Annotated in this window: 14 protein-coding genes; 9 read left to right on the top strand and 5 right to left on the bottom strand. The window is 32.9% G+C overall.

Going from position 1 to position 15,541, the window contains the following annotated elements; translation table 11 throughout:
* The first annotated feature begins 6 nt into the window (after nucleotides 1–6).
* Nucleotides 7–750, top strand: a complete 744-nt coding sequence (locus V7M80_RS02250; RefSeq protein WP_333693738.1) for an RDD family protein — start codon at nucleotides 7–9, stop codon at nucleotides 748–750.
* A complete protein-coding gene (locus tag V7M80_RS02245) occupies nucleotides 750–1,376 on the top strand; it encodes a trimeric intracellular cation channel family protein (protein WP_333693737.1) in 627 nt (208 codons plus the stop codon). The genes V7M80_RS02250 and V7M80_RS02245 overlap by 1 nt, the downstream gene beginning before the upstream one ends.
* A gap of 2 nt (nucleotides 1,377–1,378) precedes the next feature.
* Here V7M80_RS02245 and V7M80_RS02240 read toward each other — a convergent pair whose 3' ends face one another.
* Complete coding sequence (locus V7M80_RS02240) at nucleotides 1,379–3,178, bottom strand: gliding motility-associated C-terminal domain-containing protein (RefSeq protein WP_333693736.1); 1,800 nt, start codon at nucleotides 3,176–3,178, stop codon at nucleotides 1,379–1,381.
* Nucleotides 3,179–3,255: 77 nt separating this feature from the next.
* Here V7M80_RS02240 and V7M80_RS02235 point away from each other — a divergent pair, with 77 nt between their 5' ends.
* The 4 genes from V7M80_RS02235 to V7M80_RS02220 are packed head-to-tail and all read left to right on the top strand — an operon-like array spanning nucleotide 3,256 to nucleotide 7,137.
* Complete coding sequence (locus V7M80_RS02235; protein ID WP_333693735.1) at nucleotides 3,256–4,206, top strand: FemAB family protein; 951 nt, start codon at nucleotides 3,256–3,258, stop codon at nucleotides 4,204–4,206.
* Nucleotides 4,203–5,291: a DegT/DnrJ/EryC1/StrS family aminotransferase gene (locus V7M80_RS02230; RefSeq protein ID WP_333693734.1), complete on the top strand. Its 1,089-nt coding sequence runs from the start codon at nucleotides 4,203–4,205 to the stop codon at nucleotides 5,289–5,291. Before V7M80_RS02235 ends, V7M80_RS02230 begins: the two co-directional genes overlap by 4 nt.
* Complete coding sequence (locus V7M80_RS02225) at nucleotides 5,291–5,860, top strand: acyltransferase (protein ID WP_333693733.1); 570 nt, start codon at nucleotides 5,291–5,293, stop codon at nucleotides 5,858–5,860. Before V7M80_RS02230 ends, V7M80_RS02225 begins: the two co-directional genes overlap by 1 nt.
* Entirely contained in the window at nucleotides 5,857–7,137 is a 1,281-nt protein-coding gene (locus tag V7M80_RS02220; RefSeq protein ID WP_333693732.1) for an O-antigen translocase, read from the top strand. Before V7M80_RS02225 ends, V7M80_RS02220 begins: the two co-directional genes overlap by 4 nt.
* Here the strand turns inward: V7M80_RS02220 and V7M80_RS02215 are convergent.
* The gene (locus V7M80_RS02215; RefSeq protein WP_333693731.1) at nucleotides 7,134–8,267 is read right to left on the bottom strand and encodes a glycosyltransferase family protein; all 1,134 of its coding nucleotides are present in this window, start codon (nucleotides 8,265–8,267) and stop codon (nucleotides 7,134–7,136) included. The genes V7M80_RS02220 and V7M80_RS02215 overlap by 4 nt on opposite strands.
* Nucleotides 8,268–8,304: 37 nt before the next feature.
* On the opposite strand from V7M80_RS02215, the gene V7M80_RS02210 reads away from it, so the two are divergent.
* Together V7M80_RS02210 and V7M80_RS02205 are read left to right on the top strand one after the other, a co-directional pair.
* Nucleotides 8,305–9,387: a glycosyltransferase gene (locus V7M80_RS02210; protein WP_333693730.1), complete on the top strand. Its 1,083-nt coding sequence runs from the start codon at nucleotides 8,305–8,307 to the stop codon at nucleotides 9,385–9,387.
* Between the two features lie 7 nt (nucleotides 9,388–9,394).
* Nucleotides 9,395–9,787 (top strand): sugar 3,4-ketoisomerase, encoded by a 393-nt coding sequence (locus V7M80_RS02205; protein WP_333693729.1) that lies wholly within the window; start codon nucleotides 9,395–9,397, stop codon nucleotides 9,785–9,787.
* Here the strand turns inward: V7M80_RS02205 and V7M80_RS02200 are convergent.
* The 3 genes from V7M80_RS02200 to V7M80_RS02190 are packed head-to-tail and all read right to left on the bottom strand — an operon-like array spanning nucleotide 9,784 to nucleotide 12,298.
* Nucleotides 9,784–10,731 carry a glycosyltransferase family 2 protein gene (locus tag V7M80_RS02200; protein WP_333693728.1) on the bottom strand — a complete coding sequence of 316 codons (948 nt, stop codon included), beginning with the start codon at nucleotides 10,729–10,731 and terminating at the stop codon, nucleotides 9,784–9,786. The two genes, V7M80_RS02205 and V7M80_RS02200, sit on opposite strands and share 4 nt — an antisense overlap.
* A 4-nt stretch (nucleotides 10,732–10,735) precedes the next feature.
* Nucleotides 10,736–11,614: a glycosyltransferase family 2 protein gene (locus V7M80_RS02195; protein ID WP_333693727.1), complete on the bottom strand. Its 879-nt coding sequence runs from the start codon at nucleotides 11,612–11,614 to the stop codon at nucleotides 10,736–10,738.
* Nucleotides 11,615–12,298: a cell division ATP-binding protein FtsE gene (locus tag V7M80_RS02190; protein WP_333693726.1), complete on the bottom strand. Its 684-nt coding sequence runs from the start codon at nucleotides 12,296–12,298 to the stop codon at nucleotides 11,615–11,617. It abuts the gene before it with no gap.
* Nucleotides 12,299–12,515: 217 nt separating this feature from the next.
* On the opposite strand from V7M80_RS02190, the gene V7M80_RS02185 reads away from it, so the two are divergent.
* The gene (locus tag V7M80_RS02185) at nucleotides 12,516–15,530 is read left to right on the top strand and encodes a tetratricopeptide repeat protein (protein WP_333693725.1); all 3,015 of its coding nucleotides are present in this window, start codon (nucleotides 12,516–12,518) and stop codon (nucleotides 15,528–15,530) included.
* Nucleotides 15,531–15,541 lie beyond the last annotated feature (11 nt).

Raw genomic sequence — 15,541 nt, 5'->3', positions numbered from 1 at the left:
TAAAATATGTCAGAATTATCTATAACTACAACCCAAAATGTGAATATAAATTTTACAGCAGCCTCTGTATCAGACAGAATGCTTGCTTATTTATTGGATTTGTTAGTCAAATTGGCTTACGCAACTGTTGTTTGGGGCATATTCTTTAAGTCCTTAGGATTAACAAAGTACATGGAAAATTTGGATACATGGTCTTTTGCCGCAATTGTAATTGTTCTGTTTTTGCCGGTTATTTTTTATTCTTTGATTCAAGAAAGTTTAATGGAAGGTCAAACCCTAGGAAAAAAAATATTGAAAATTAAAGTGGTAAAAATAGATGGCTATCAAGCTAGTTTTGGCGATTATATTATTCGATGGTTATTTCGAATAATAGATGTCAATCTCAGTTGGGGTGTTATAGGATTAATAACTCTTGTTGTAAGTGAAAAAACCCAACGATTGGGTGATATAACGGCCGGAACTGCGGTAATCAGTTTGAAAAATAATATTTCAATAAACCATACTATTTTAATGGATTTGGATCAGGCTTATGTTCCTACCTATCCCTTAGTAATCAAATTGTCTGATAATGATGCCCGTATTATCAAAGAAACTTACCAGAATGCTGTTGCCAAAAGAGATTTTGCTACTTTGATAAAACTTCGTCAAAAAATTGAACAAGTAACGGGAATCAAGAATATTTCCGGTAATGATACTGATTTTATCAACACGGTTCTTAAAGATTACAACTTTTACACCCAATCTATGTAATGAATTTGACCTTTGAAACTTCGACTCTTTTTTATGCTTTAGATGGCATTGGAACTCTGGCTTTTGCCATTTCGGGTGTATTAACAGCATTTCATAAAAAACTCGATTTATTTGGAGTCTTTATCATAGCTTTTGTAACGGCTGTGGGTGGTGGTACATTGCGTGATGTATTAATTGGAAGAACTCCGGTGGGGTGGATGACAGATTTGAACGTAGTTTATACTATTGTGTTGGGTTTTGCCATAGCAGTTCTTTTGAGAACTCAATTGGATAAGTTGCGGAAATCACTTTTCTTGTTTGATACTATCGGATTAGGAGTATTTACTCTAATTGGTCTTGAAAAAGGAATCAATAGTGGTTTACATCCTGTAATTTGTATTGCTTTGGGTACAATGACAGCATGTTTTGGTGGTGTAATTCGAGATATATTGTGTAATGAAATTCCAATAATTTTTAGAAGAGAAATTTATGCCACGGTGTGTATTGTTGGAGGTTTAGTCTTTTTTACTTTGAAATTTTTCAATCTGGATAATGATTTGATTTATGTTATGACTACATTAGTCATTATTTCAATACGGTTATTAGCTGTGCGTTACCATTGGTATTTACCTAAGATGGAAGTGTAAATTTATCGGGTAAGGTATAAAAAGCCCGTAAACGGGTTGGGGTAATCGGGATCGTTTAAATCTAATACGTAAAAATAAGTGCCGTCTGGGGCTGTAGCACCAGACCAACTTCTAAAATGAATAACTTCACCTTTCCAATTTTCGGTTTGTTGGTTTCCGGTCCATACTTTTATTCCCCATCTATTGTATATGGAAATACTGAAATTTAAGAAAACATCCCGTAATCCGGAGATGTAAAAACTATCGTTATACCCATCATTGTTGGCAGATATCCAGTTGTAGACTATAGGCGGACAGTTTTTAACTCGCAAGATTATGGAAATGAGGGTTTCACAATGTATGTTCTGAACTTTTACATAAAGTGTAATTTGGTTTTGAACTTCAAAAAGTCCTGTATGAGAAATTGGATTCTCGCCACTTAATGCTTCAGCTTCTGTGTAATGAAAAGTGAGAATATCCGTAGTTGTTGTTAATAGAGTCAAAGCGATTTCATTTAAATCAAAATTACCCTTACCAAAACCCAAATTGCAAGTTTCAAAATACCTGTTGGTTTCCAAAATAGGAGATACCCACAAACTCAGATTGGCTGAATCTGTATTGTTGTTTTCATTAATTTCCATTACAATTCCGGTTCCGTTGCCTATATCATCAACGCTAACAATTAATTCAAAATCGGAATCTATTGTGTTGGGTATATTTAAAACTACGGTACCGGATTCACTTCCACCAATGGGTATAATTTGTTGGGTTTGATTTGTAGCTATCAATTGCCCATTGGCATAAAAAGCAATGGGAGTTTGAGCTGGAAGGGGATTGGTAGCATTAACATTAAAAACTGTATAACTAACTTCAATCAAGCGGGAGTCACATTTTTGCTCCCATTGATTTATGACTACTGTAGCGTCTGGAATCTGACTGTTTAGTTTAGTAACTACAGCATTTATCATTACAAAATCTTGATCTGATGTGAGCGTAATCTCTGCCGAAGTATCTCCCGGTTGAATATTGTCTTGAATGGTATAAATATCCAAGTCCATATTGTATGTAGAACTGGAACCTGTTACACTATTCGTTCCATTAAACGCATTATTGGCCGGGTTAAGTGGGGGATTGCTCAAAATAGTGCCGTTAATACGAAGGGTTTCGTTTACAGCAATTCCCACATCGCCTTCCCATGCTAAAAAACCTATTTTGGCATCTTGGTTATCAATTACATTCAATGAACTTAGAGTAATTTCTAAGCTTTCAGGTACAGCTTGCAAACCATCGTAAAGATTGATTTGATTGAGCGGTAAATCCGGATTGGAATAAACCAAAATGATGGCCCAACCGGCAAAATTGGTTCGTCTTTGGAAATGAAGCGGTAAAAACGAAGTATTATCCAATCCCGAAAAAATGTATTCGCCATTACCATTTTGATTAACATAGTCTGTTATATCACAAAATGCACTAAAATAGGTAAACAAAACCCCATTGATATCTCGAATTAAACTAAATGAACGTTCGGCAACAAATTCGGTATCATTTAAAAATACTTCAAAATCACCATCTCCCGAACCTGCCCAATAAAGATAGGCTTTTAATAAAGTATCGTCAGAATTTAAAGAAATATTGGCTTGCGATTGTGTTAGGATATTTGGAAAAATTTGAAAAGTATTTTCTTGAGGATTTAAAGTATTGCCCACAAAAGTAAAATCATACCTACCATTGAATTGTTCAAACAATGAAACATTTTGACCTTGTACTGACAAGATGAAAAAATGTAGAGCTAGTAACAGAAAATAGTTGTATTTTCGTTTCATAATGAGGTAGGGTTTCCCTAAAACAGATTCTAAAGATACATTTTATCTCACAACTAAAAAAATTCTAGTAAAGCTTGATGGAAAAAGCAAGTCAATATCGAGTGCGAGATTATGCAACAACCGATTTCCTTAAATGGAATGCATTTGTTGCCAAGGCTCCAAATGCTACTTTCTTGTTTCATCGGGATTTTATGGAATACCATCAAGATCGATTCACAGATTATTCTCTGATAGTAGAAGATGATAATGATTGGGTTGCTGTCTTACCGGCCAACATAGTTGATACTATTGTATATTCGCATCAAGGGTTAACCTATGGCGGATTGGTTGTGAAACCGGAAATGAGTGGTTCTGAAATTCCGATGATTTGGGACTCCATTTTTCTATACTTGCAAGCGAATCATATTTCAAAGTGGATTTACAAACCCATACTTCATTTTTACAGTTCAAATCAAGAAGAAGTTTTGGATTTCCACCTCAATCAAAAAGGTAAACTTTTTAGAAAAGATTTAGGCATGGTAATTCATTTTAATGAACCTTTTACTGTTGCAAAAGCGAAACGCAAACACCATAAGAAGGCTCATCAAAAAGGACTCTTTATGCAATTAGAAAATGACCTAAAGCCTTTTTGGAACGAGGTTTTAATTCCTCGATTAATGGAAAAATACCAAGCTCAACCTGTTCATACTTTGACTGAAATTCAATATTTGAAAGAAAAATTTCCGGAAAATATTCTGCAATATTCGGCCTATTGTGAAGATCAAATTGTGGCCGGAATTACATTGTTTGTTTTCAAAAACGGAATTAAATCACAGTACGGAGCTACAACTTTAAAAGGGGAAGAAACCAGAGCTTTAGATTTTTTGTTTGTCAATTTAATTGAAAAATATAAAAAAGAGTTTGCTTTTTTTGATATGGGAACTGTATCTTCCAACGATAATAAATCAATAAATAAGGGTTTATTTGATCAAAAGAAAGAGTACGGTTGTGTAGCTTATGAACAAAAATTTTACGAATTTTCACTATGATAAAATTCTACGATTTACAAAAAATCAACCAGCGGTATGAGAAAGCTTTCCATGAAAAAACGGAACAGTTTCTGCAACGCGGTTGGTATATTTTAGGAGATGAAGTCAAATTGTTCGAAGAAAATTTCGCATCCTTTTGTCAGTCAAAACATTGTATCGGAGTTGGAAATGGTTTAGATGCTTTGGTGTTGATTTTTAAAGCCTATATCGAATTGGGAAAACTCCAAAAAGGCGATGAAGTGATTGTTCCGGCAAATACATATATTGCCAGTATATTAGCCATTATACAAGCTGATTTTATTCCCGTATTAGTTGAACCGAAGTTGGAAACCTATAATTTGAATCCGGATTTAATTGCTGAAAAAATCACTTCCAAAACCAAAGCCATTTTGGTGGTTCATTTATATGGTCAATTAGCAGAAATGGATAAAATTGAGGCAATTGCTAAGCAACACAATTTATTGATTGTTGAAGATGCTGCACAGTCGCACGGAGCCCATTACCCATTACCGATTACCGATTACCCAAAAGCTTACAGTTTTTATCCTTCCAAAAATTTAGGCTGTTTAGGCGATGGAGGTGCAGTTGTGACAAATGATGATGATTTGAATAAAATCATACGTGCCATGCGAAATTACGGTTCAGAGCAAAAATATGTGAATGATTTTATAGGCATCAATTCGCGTTTGGATGAATTGCAAGCGGCTTTTTTGAATGTTAAATTACCGGATTTAGCATTGGATAATCAAAAACGTAGACAAATTGCCAAACGTTATTTGTCCGAAATTAAAAACGATAAAATTGTATTACCTTTTTACGATGGTTCAGCAAATCATGTCTTTCATTTGTTTGTCATTCGTACCGAAAATAGAAATGAATTGCAGGAATATTTAAATGAAAATGGAATACAGACCTTGATTCATTATCCTATTCCACCACATCAACAAAAAGCTTTGGCAGTATTTAATGCGTTATCTTTTCCTATTACCGAAAAAATACATAGAGAAGTATTAAGTTTGCCCCTGAGTCCGGTGTTGACAAAAGAAGAAGTAAGTAGTATTATTCAAGTTTTAAATTCATATTAATGGGTGTTTTTTACAAAATAAAGGAATTCCTTTTCGTAGAACTTCGAATTTTAAAGTATCGAATTTTATCCGATTGTAAAAAGATAAAAGGAAAACCAACGCTTTATCATCCTTTATTATTAAAAGGCAAAGGAACAGTTCAATTTGGTGATCAGGTTCAAATAGGAGTAAAGGCATCGCCCTATTTTTACTCCCATTATGCCTATATAGAAGCAAGATTTGAATCAAGTCAAATTATTATTGGAAATAATGTAGCTATAAATAATGCCCTCTCCCTAGTTTCTTATTCAAAAATAGTCATTGGCAATAACGTTTTGATTGGGACTCATTGCAACATGATGGATAATGATGCTCATCAATTGCACAGTGAAAAGCGAAATGAGTTACCCGAGTCCTCTGAAATTCATATAGAGGATAATGTTTTTATTGGGTCAAATGTTACCCTTTTAAAAGGAGTTCGAATTGGGAAAAATAGTGTAATTGGAAACGGTTCAATAGTCACAAAATCAATTCCCCCAAATACTGTAGCTGCCGGAAATCCTATTCGAATTATTAAAAGTATACCGTGATAGATTTTTTAAAAAAGAATGCTTTACTCAAGGTTTTTTCATTGAATTCGGTTTCAGTGTTGGTTAACTTTGTGTTGGGTATTTTTTCCTTGAAAATTATTTCCTATTACTTAGGATCACCTGGAATGGCACTTGTTGGTAGTTATCGGAATTTTACAACTCTATTCAAATCGGTTGCAACTAATGGATTTTCGCAAGCCTTACTCAAATTATTCGTAGAAAATAAAGAAGATAAGAAAGAAGTTCAAATTGTTATTTCTACCTTTTTTTGGCTTTTTTTATTACTGTCTGTTTTTTTGGGAATTCTCCTTTTTGTATTTTCAGAATCCATTAGTTTTTTTATTTTAAGGGATGAACAATATGGTTTTTATATCAAATTATTTGGACTTGTTTTGCCGTTTTTTGCTTTACAAACGTATTTGACTTCTATTTTTAATGGATTGTTATGGTACAAAAAAATAGTTTTTGCTCAAATTCTATCCGCCCTAATCGTTTTTCTAATAACCGTTCTCTTAATTTACTACAAACAGTTACAAGGAGCCTTCATAGCAATAGCGGTAGCTGATGTAGTTCTATTTGGAGCTATTTTAGCAATTGCGATTCGCCACCAAAAAGGGATGTACTTTGATTTACAAAAAGTGATTTCAAAAAAATATTGGAGTGCTATTGGTAAATTCTCAAGTATGGCATTGTTCAGCGGTGTTATTGTACCTCTTAATTTCATTTTAATTCGCAATTTAATCATCGATTTCCATTCTATAGAAGAAGCCGGAATTTGGGATGCTGTTAACCGAATTTCAGGATTTTACATGATGTTTTTCACAACCGGTTTTTCATTTTATTATTTACCCAAATTGGCTTCAATTCAAACCCAATCGGCATTTAAATTCGAATTAGTAAATTTTTATAAAACGGTAATTCCATTATTTATAATTCTAATAGTTGGACTTTATTGGGTAAAAGATTTGATAGTAAAATGGGTTTTAACTTCAGAATTTCAAGAAGTTAATAGTTTACTTTTAGGGCAATTAGGAGGTGATTTTTTTAAGGTTCTAACTTTAGCTTTTGGTTATCAAATAGTAGTTAAAACGCTCATTAAAAGGTATTTTATTATCGAGATATTTTACAATCTCACCTTTTATTTGTTAGCTCATTTGTGGGTAGTTGAGTTATCGGCTAATGGAGCGGTACAAGCTTATTTTGTAGCCAACCTTTTGAACTTTTTACTTATACTCTTATTGTTCAGAAAAACACTAATTGGTTCAAAAGACTTTTAGTTCCACACTTCCAAATACTTTTTGGCAATTTTAAGATAATCATGTTCTTTTTCAATAAATACCCTTGCATTTTTACCAATTTCAATGATTTCTTGAGGATTTTCTACTAAGAAAGACAAATCAGAAACGAGTTGTCCTACATTGGGTGGTGCATGAAATGCAACCCGGTTTTTGATTTGGTAATGATTGTGAAATGCTTCTCCAGCTCCCGTAAACACGACTTTTCCTTTGGCCATAGCTTCTAAAGCATTATATCCTTGATCTTGAGCAAACACTTGGTCTAGAAGAATATGAGCTTTGTTGTAGAGCTGAATATATTCTTGATACGGAATATTTTCTGTACAAATGATTTCCACTCGCTCTCCATATTTTTGACGAATCTGGGCTAGAGCTTGTTCAAAATACACAATCCCTTTTTTGACATAATTATGCCGATTGATACCCAAGAAAATAACAATCTTGTCCTTTATTTCAGTAGACATAAAGGCTATTTTTGAATGATTAATGGGATTGGGAATGATTCCTAAATATTTTTCATTTCCCAAAAGTGGGGGTACATAGTCAAAATCTGTAGCAATAACCCCTTCAATTTTTCGAAACAAATATCTATGAAGTTTCATGTGTTTTGTTGAAACATATTTTAATATATGAGTATATTCTGTACTTACATTCGGATTTTCCAAATAAGGTGTTAGAATGGAATACGCTATTTTTTTATTTAACAGAAAAGATATACTAAGGGCATCGGCACCTGAAGAAAGTAAATATAAAGTTCCATTTTTTTGCATCAGTTTTCGGAGTAAAAAGATTTCGTAAACTGCTATAGTATTTATGGAAGATTCATTTATGAGTTGAACAACATCAAAACCTTTTAATCTGGAAAGAAGAAAATGAAATCGGATACCTTGTTCAATTTGGATAATATCAAATTTGAATAATTTATGAATCGCTTTTCGGAATAAACGAAAAGGGTTGCTAGCCAACCATTTAGCCCTATAGCTATAATCATTCGGATAATTTTTAAAACTATCGCCATCACTCACTAAAGTAACCTCATGACCAAGAGCCAGAAGTCCTTCTTTTAAGGAATTATGCAAGCGACTGTATTCTCCGACTAATAAGATTCGCATGAATCAATTATATTTGTAAAATTTAAATTAAAAACGATTGCAAGATAAGAAAATAAAAATTGCTTTATTGGGAACAAGTCTGTCTCATGGTGGTGTAAATAAAATGCAAGCTTTATATTCCATCGCATTTGAAAATGCAGGCTATGAGGTGCATCATATCTTGGTTAATCCGGAAATTGAATTTGATTATCGTGGAAAAGTATTTCATTTAAGTCCATACAAAAATGGAGTATTTAATCGATTGAGACGGTTTTTTATACTTCGAAATTTCATTAGAAATGAAAAATTTGATTTTTTAATAGATTTTCGAGGTAGAACTAAGCCGCTAATGGAGTTCTTGTTGACCAAATTCGTTTTTACATCTCGTTATATTCCTACCGTACATAATTACAAATTAGATTTTTACTTTCCAAAAAACAATTGGATTAGTAAATTGTTGTATCAAAAAACTTTTAAAATAGTAACGATTTCTAAAGCCATTGAAGATAAAATAATCGATTTGTATGGTTTCTCAAACGTTACTACTATTTACAATCCAATTGATTATGATACTATTCAGCTACTGGCGGATAAACCAATTTCGATAAATTTTCCTTACATCTTGGCGGCTGGAAGAATGGATGAGGACAACATCAAACAATTTGATAAATTAATTGAAACTTACGCACAATCCGATTTGGCCACATCGGCTTATCATTTGGTTTTTTTGGGAGATGGAGTTTTACGTTCTCAATTTGAACAATTAGTTGAGCGTTTACAATTGAAGGAAAAAATTCATTTTTACGGATTTCAATCGAATCCATATCCGTTCATGAATAAAGCACATTTTTTGGTTTTGTGTAGTAAAAATGAAGGTTATCCAACCGTTTTAACAGAAACTTTAGCATGCGGAACTCCAGTTATTTCATTCGATTGTGCCTCCGGACCCAATGAAATAATTAAATCCAATGAAAATGGTTTGTTGGTTGAAAATCAAAACTTTGAAGCCCTGAAAATTGTTATGGAGCGAATGATTTCGGATAAAGAATTGTATGCAAAATGTAAAAAAAATGCTCAAAATCAAAAAGATTTGCATTCCTTTGAACAGTTTATTAAAGATTGGAAAACAATTTTAACTTAACCTAAAGATGAATATCAAACGCATTCCAATTCCAAAAATTGAAGATCCGAGAGGGAATTTATCAGTTATTGAAAAAGAAGTAGTTCCTTTTGATATCAAAAGGGTTTACTATCTGTATGATGTTCCGGCAGGAGCAGAGCGGGGTGGTCATGCTCATATTCAACAACGCGAATTTTTAATTGCTTTGAGTGGTAGTTTTGATGTTATTTTGAACGATGGAAAAGCAGAAGAAACAGTTACATTAAATAAACCGTTTGAAGGTTTAATGATTAACGAAGGCATTTGGCGGGAATTAAAAAACTTTTCTTCCGGTTCAGTTTGTTTAGTGGTTGCTTCTGATGTGTTTGAAGAAGCAGATTACATCAGGGATTTCCAAGCCTTTTTAGATTCAAAAGCTTAATGATAGGCACTGGTTTGAATATTAAATAATTCTAATTTCTTTTTCAAATTATATAAAAACTGCAAAATAGGAATTGGAAGTTGAAATAGGAGTTGCGTTTTCCAATGCAAATTTTCTTTTGAAATAGCATTTTTATAAAAGTGAAAGGATTTTATATCACCAACCAATTTGTGTTTCAAAGCAAACTCTGTACGATACAAGTCCAAGTATTTTTTTAAGGAGGAATTAGATTGTTCTTCATTTGAAAATTTATCCAAAGTTGAAAATTTTCTTTCTACTGTTTTGCTCAACGAAATACGGTTTTCAGTTTCCATTTGATAATTTGCACTGACTTCATTATCAAAAGCAACCGGATATTTTAAAGCAATTCGAATCCATAAATCAGTATCTTCACCCGCTCCAAGGGTAATGTTTTCATCGAAATTGCCAATATCATCAAGAACTTTTTTAGGTACAACTACCGCACTGGTCCAAGCGATTCGGTATTTCATACTCGAATGAAAAAAATCCGGAACAATTCCGCTCCATTTTTCTATTGGTATTCCCTCAAAAACAGGCTGAATGATTTTTTTATCCGAATAATAAAATTGGTAATTAGTGGCTAATAATCCGGCTTCAGGGAAATTTTGGTATAATTGAAATAAAGATTGTAAATGATTCGGAAACCAATAATCATCTGCGTCCAAAAATGCAATTAACTTTCCTTTTGATTCATTAATCCCTAAATTTCTGGCTTGTGATACGCCTCTGTTTTCTGAGGAAATCAAGCGTAATCGTTCGTCTGAAAAACGTTTTACTTTTTCTTCGCTTTTATCCGTTGAACCATCATTGATTACAAGTATTTCATAATCCGTAAACGATTGATGAAAAACACTTTTTAGGGTTTTTTCAATCGCTTTTTCTTTGTTATAAAGCGGAATAATTATAGAAAAGTAAGGTTCCATTAGATTACTTTAGCGAACAAATATAACCCAAACGATACAAATCGAAATAAATTAATTTAGGATTGTTAGAGAGAATTTTATTTCGTAAAAATTTTTCAAATACATCAAATCCAATACGAAATATTGGTGCCAATCTCCATTTTTTTAAAATTATATAATAGCTTAATAATGCATTAATTTGATAAATATTGGGATAGTCCATCAAAAGTTTTTTACGTGAAACTACACTATCTAATGCTTTTTCAAAAAATACGATATTGTTTTCTAAACCTAGATGATATACTGTATTATCTATGGGGATTATATTTATTTTGCGTATGAATAATTGGTAACTGAAGTAAATGTCCATGCCATAAAAATTATGATTTTCAGAATAATTTAATTCTAAAAACAGTTTTTTTTCTATCATCATATTGCCGGAAAAGACAAATTGGTATGGGTTTTTTAATCGTTCTGAAATTGAACTTTCTTCTCTTTCTTTTCCGTAGGTATAACGAAGAATTTGAGAACTATTAGGTTTTTTATCTTCATAAATATGACCTCCAAAAAAAACGGAATTATTTGTTTTATGGGCTATATAATTTTCAATAAAATTATCAGCTACCGGCATAACATCGGCATCTAGAAATAACAACCAATCATACTGAGCATGTTCAGCCAATCGATGTCGGGTTTGCGTTCTGCCTAAATTGGTTGGATTTAGGCTGTAATTGCAAAAGGATAAAGATTCAATACTTCGGTTTTCCATCAGATATTCATCAGAAGAGCCGTCTTCCAATACTCGTATTTCAAATGGAATTCCAGAACGGGAAACTTGTTCGTGTAACTTTTGAACAAGATTTTTAATAGAACAATTATATGTTGGAATTAGAATAGAAATCATCTAAACCGTTCTTTGCACTACCTCAAAGATAGTGCTGTCTTCACATTTTAAAGTCTTAGACGGGAATTTCATAATCAACGCATAATCATGGGTAGCCATGATAATCGTTTTTCCGTTTTGGTTGATTTTACGCAATACTTCCATGACTTCCACACTGGTTTGAGGGTCTAGATTTCCAGTGGGTTCATCGGCCAAAATCAACTCGGGGTCATTCAACAAGGCTCGAGCAATTGCAACTCGCTGTTGTTCACCTCCGGATAGTTGGTGTGGCATTTTGTGAACCATAGATTTCATACCTACTTTTTCTAAAACTTCATCAATTTTGAATTGCATTTCGGCTTTTTCTTTCCAACCGGTGGCTTTCAATACAAACTCCAAATTTTCAAAAATACTGCGGTCTGGAAGTAATTTAAAATCTTGGAAAACGATGCCTATTTTTCTTCTCAAATACGGAATCTCTTTTTCTTTGAGTTGTTTTAAATCAAAATCAACTATATTTCCTTCGCCACTTTTTAAAGGTAAATCGGCATATAAGGTTTTCATAAAACTACTTTTCCCGGTTCCTGTTTTCCCAATTATGTAGATAAAATCGCCCCGATTTACTTCTAAAGAAATATTTTGAAGCACCATATTTTCATCTTGAAAAATAGTTACATTTTGAAGCGATACAATAGGCTGTGACATGCTGTTGATTTTAAGTTGGGTAAAAGTAGTAACAATAACAAGTTTTTCAAAATTTTATTTCAAATAGTATTTCCATTCTACTTGAGGCATGAATTTTGATAAGTGATTTTGAATTTTTTAAGAATTGTTTACAAACTTGTTCATAATAAACTTAATTCTAAACCCGTTTGTAATTTTGTGAAACCCTAAATTTGTTACTTAAACAAAATCTTGTCTTATGCGAAATAAAAATTGGATTTTATCTCTTTCTTTTCTGTTTCTTCAGTTTATTTCTTATGCCCAAAAAACGGAAATCTATACGCACATTTCTGCCGAATACAACAGAGCGGTAGAATTGTATAAAGAAAAACAATACCTCTCGGCTCAAAATTTGTTTAAAAAGGCTATAGAGCAAGAAGTTTCTGAGGATATAAAATCAGATTGTGCCTATTATATTGCCAATTGTGCTATTCGTTTGAATCAACCCAATGCAGATGTTTTAATGGAGTCTTTTGTAGCAAATTATCCTACGAGTTCCAGACACAATCAAGCTTTTATTGAAGTGGCTCATTATTATTTTGATGAAGGAAAATATCCGCAAGCTTTACAATGGTTTGAAAAAGTAGATGAAAACAGCTTATCGAATGCTCAAAAAGAAAAATATTATTTTCAAAAAGGATATGCCAATTTCTCAGGAGGAAAAAAGAAAGAAGCTACAACGTACTTTAATCGTGTGGTGAATTCTAAAGAATACGGCTCTCAGTCCAAATATTATTTAGGATATATGGAATATGAAAAAGACAATTACCAGCAAGCCAATCAATATTTTGACCAAGTTGAAGGGGAGCAGAAATACAAAGAAAAAATGTCCTACTACCAAGCAGATATGAATTTTAAGTTGGGTAATTTTCAAAAGGCTATCGATTTAGGTTTAGCCGCAATGCCTAAAAGTGATGCTCTGGAAAAATCGGAACTTAATAAAATTATTGGAGAAAGTTATTTCAATTTAAAACAATACGACAAGGCAATTCCTTATTTAAAAGAATACAAAGGGAAAAAAGGTAAATGGACCAATACCGACTTTTATTTATTTGGCTATTCGTATTACAAGCAATCCGATTATGAAAATGCAATTGCTCAATTTAACAAAATTATAAATGGGAATGATAGTGTTGCTCAAAATGCCTACTACCATTTAGGTGAAAGTTATCTAAAAACAGATAAAAAACAGCAAGCACTTAATGCTTTTAAAAATGCTTCTGAAATGAATTTTGATTTAAAAATTCAAGAAGATGCCTATTTGAATTATGCAAAACTGAGTTATGAAATTGGAAATTCATACCAATCGATTCCGGGCGTTTTAGCTTCATTTTTAGAAAAATACCCCAATAGTCCCAATAAACAAGAGGTAGAAACGCTTTTGATTAATTCCTACATTACATCCAAAAATTACAAAGGGGCTCTTGAATTAATTGAAAAAAACAAAAGCTTTAGCAACAAACAAGCTTATCAAAAAGTTACTTTTTACAGAGGTTTAGAATTGTATACCGATGGAAATTATGCCGAAGCTATGAGTATGTTCAAAAAATCGATAAACGAACCCAGAGATGCAAAATTTACAGCCAGAGCTCTTTTTTGGAAAGGTGAAACCGAATACGTTTTGGATAATTTTAGTGAAGCTCTTCTATCCTTCAAACAGTTTTTAGGCTATGCAGAAGCCAAACAAACTCCAGAGTATAAAAATATCAACTATCATATAGGTTACACTCATTTTAAATTGAAAGAATACGAGCAAGCCGCTTCACGTTTTCAAAATTACATTGATACCGGAAAAGAAGATAAAATTCGTTTAAATGACAGTTATTTACGTATGGGTGACAGTTATTTTGTGACTTCAAAATACTGGCCTGCTATGGAAGCCTATAACAAGGCTATAGAAATGAAAGGTGTTGATGCAGATTATGCAGCATTTCAAAAAGCTATTAGTTATGGATTTGTAGCCCGAAATGAGAAAAAAATTGAAGATTTAAATCTGTTTTTAAAAAACTTTCCCAAATCACAATACCGCGATGACGCTCTTTTTGAATTGGGAAATACTTACACCAACGAAAATAAAACTGAACAAGCTCTCAAAGCATACGATCAGTTGATTTCCGAGTTTAGAAACGGTTCTTTTGCCGCAAAAGCTATTTTAAGACAAGGTTTGTTGTATTACAATTCAGACAAACCACAACAAGCGTTGACCAAATTTAAGTTGGTAGCCTCAGATTATCCCAGAACTCCCGAAGCTTTGGAAGCCGTTTCAACTGCACGCCAAATTTATATTGATACCGGAAAAGTAGATGAGTATGCCTCTTGGGTAAGAACATTAGATTATGTAGAAGTGTCTGATGCAGAGTTGGATAATACAAGTTTTGAATCGGCAGAGAAGCAATATTTACAAAACAATACCAAAGCAGCGATTGCCGGTTTTAGCAGTTATGTTACAAAGTTTCCCAATGGAATTCATGCCTTGAAAGCCAATTTTTATCTCGCTCAATTGTATTTTGCCGATGGTTTGGAAGCCAATGCAATACCTAATTATCAGTTTGTAATTTCTAAATCTCGAAGTGAATATACAGAGCAAGCCTTGGCTCGCTTATCTGAAATTCATTTGAAAAGAAAAGAGTTTGCCTTGGCCATTCCGGTATTGATGCGATTGGAAAGTGAAGCCGATTTTCCTCAAAATGTAACTTTTGCTCAATCTAATCTTATGAAGTCATACTACGAGCAACAAGATTATACTAAAGCAGTTGCTTATGCCGAAAAAGTTTTAGCAAACGCCAAAGTAGATGACAAAGTGAAAAGTGATGCTCAAATTATTATTGCTCGTTCTGCTGTAAAAACAAACGATTGGGTTAAAGCAAAAGCAGCGTATGCCAAATTGCAATCTATTGCCAAAGGAGAATTGGCAGCAGAAGCATTATATTATGATGTATATTTTAAAAATAAAGAAGGCAAATTTGAAGCTTCAAATACAGCAGCCCAAAAATTAGCCAAAGATTATTCCGGATACAAATATTTTGGAGCTAAAGGTTTGGTAATTATGGCCAAAAACAATTATGCCTTGAACGACAGTTTTCAAGCTACCTATATTTTGGAGAGTTTGATTAAAAATTTTACGGAGTTTCCGGATGTGGTAGAAGAAGCTCAATCCGAATTAACCCGAATCAAAGCCGAAGAATCCAAACGAAACGCTTCAATTCAAAACTAAACTTTCAACCT

This window comes from Flavobacterium sp. (genome assembly GCF_036759525.1).
Taxonomy (GTDB): Bacteria; Bacteroidota; Bacteroidia; order Flavobacteriales; family Flavobacteriaceae; genus Flavobacterium.
Note: the sequence above shows the minus strand (reverse complement) of the source record. Positions and strands in the feature narration are given on the sequence as shown.

Excerpts from the sequence above, each read along its gene's own strand:
- V7M80_RS02250 (WP_333693738.1), top strand. The coding sequence starts at position 7 with ATGTCAGAATTATCTATAACTACAACCCAAAATGTGAATATAAATTTT.
- V7M80_RS02245 (WP_333693737.1), top strand. The coding sequence starts at position 750 with ATGAATTTGACCTTTGAAACTTCGACTCTTTTTTATGCTTTAGATGGC.
- V7M80_RS02240 (WP_333693736.1), bottom strand. The coding sequence starts at position 3,178 with ATGAAACGAAAATACAACTATTTTCTGTTACTAGCTCTACATTTTTTC.
- V7M80_RS02235 (WP_333693735.1), top strand. The coding sequence starts at position 3,256 with ATGGAAAAAGCAAGTCAATATCGAGTGCGAGATTATGCAACAACCGAT.
- V7M80_RS02230 (WP_333693734.1), top strand. The coding sequence starts at position 4,203 with ATGATAAAATTCTACGATTTACAAAAAATCAACCAGCGGTATGAGAAA.
- V7M80_RS02225 (WP_333693733.1), top strand. The coding sequence starts at position 5,291 with ATGGGTGTTTTTTACAAAATAAAGGAATTCCTTTTCGTAGAACTTCGA.
- V7M80_RS02215 (WP_333693731.1), bottom strand. The coding sequence starts at position 8,267 with ATGCGAATCTTATTAGTCGGAGAATACAGTCGCTTGCATAATTCCTTA.
- V7M80_RS02205 (WP_333693729.1), top strand. The coding sequence starts at position 9,395 with ATGAATATCAAACGCATTCCAATTCCAAAAATTGAAGATCCGAGAGGG.
- V7M80_RS02200 (WP_333693728.1), bottom strand. The coding sequence starts at position 10,731 with ATGGAACCTTACTTTTCTATAATTATTCCGCTTTATAACAAAGAAAAA.
- V7M80_RS02195 (WP_333693727.1), bottom strand. The coding sequence starts at position 11,614 with ATGATTTCTATTCTAATTCCAACATATAATTGTTCTATTAAAAATCTT.
- V7M80_RS02190 (WP_333693726.1), bottom strand. The coding sequence starts at position 12,298 with ATGTCACAGCCTATTGTATCGCTTCAAAATGTAACTATTTTTCAAGAT.
- V7M80_RS02185 (WP_333693725.1), top strand. The coding sequence starts at position 12,516 with ATGCGAAATAAAAATTGGATTTTATCTCTTTCTTTTCTGTTTCTTCAG.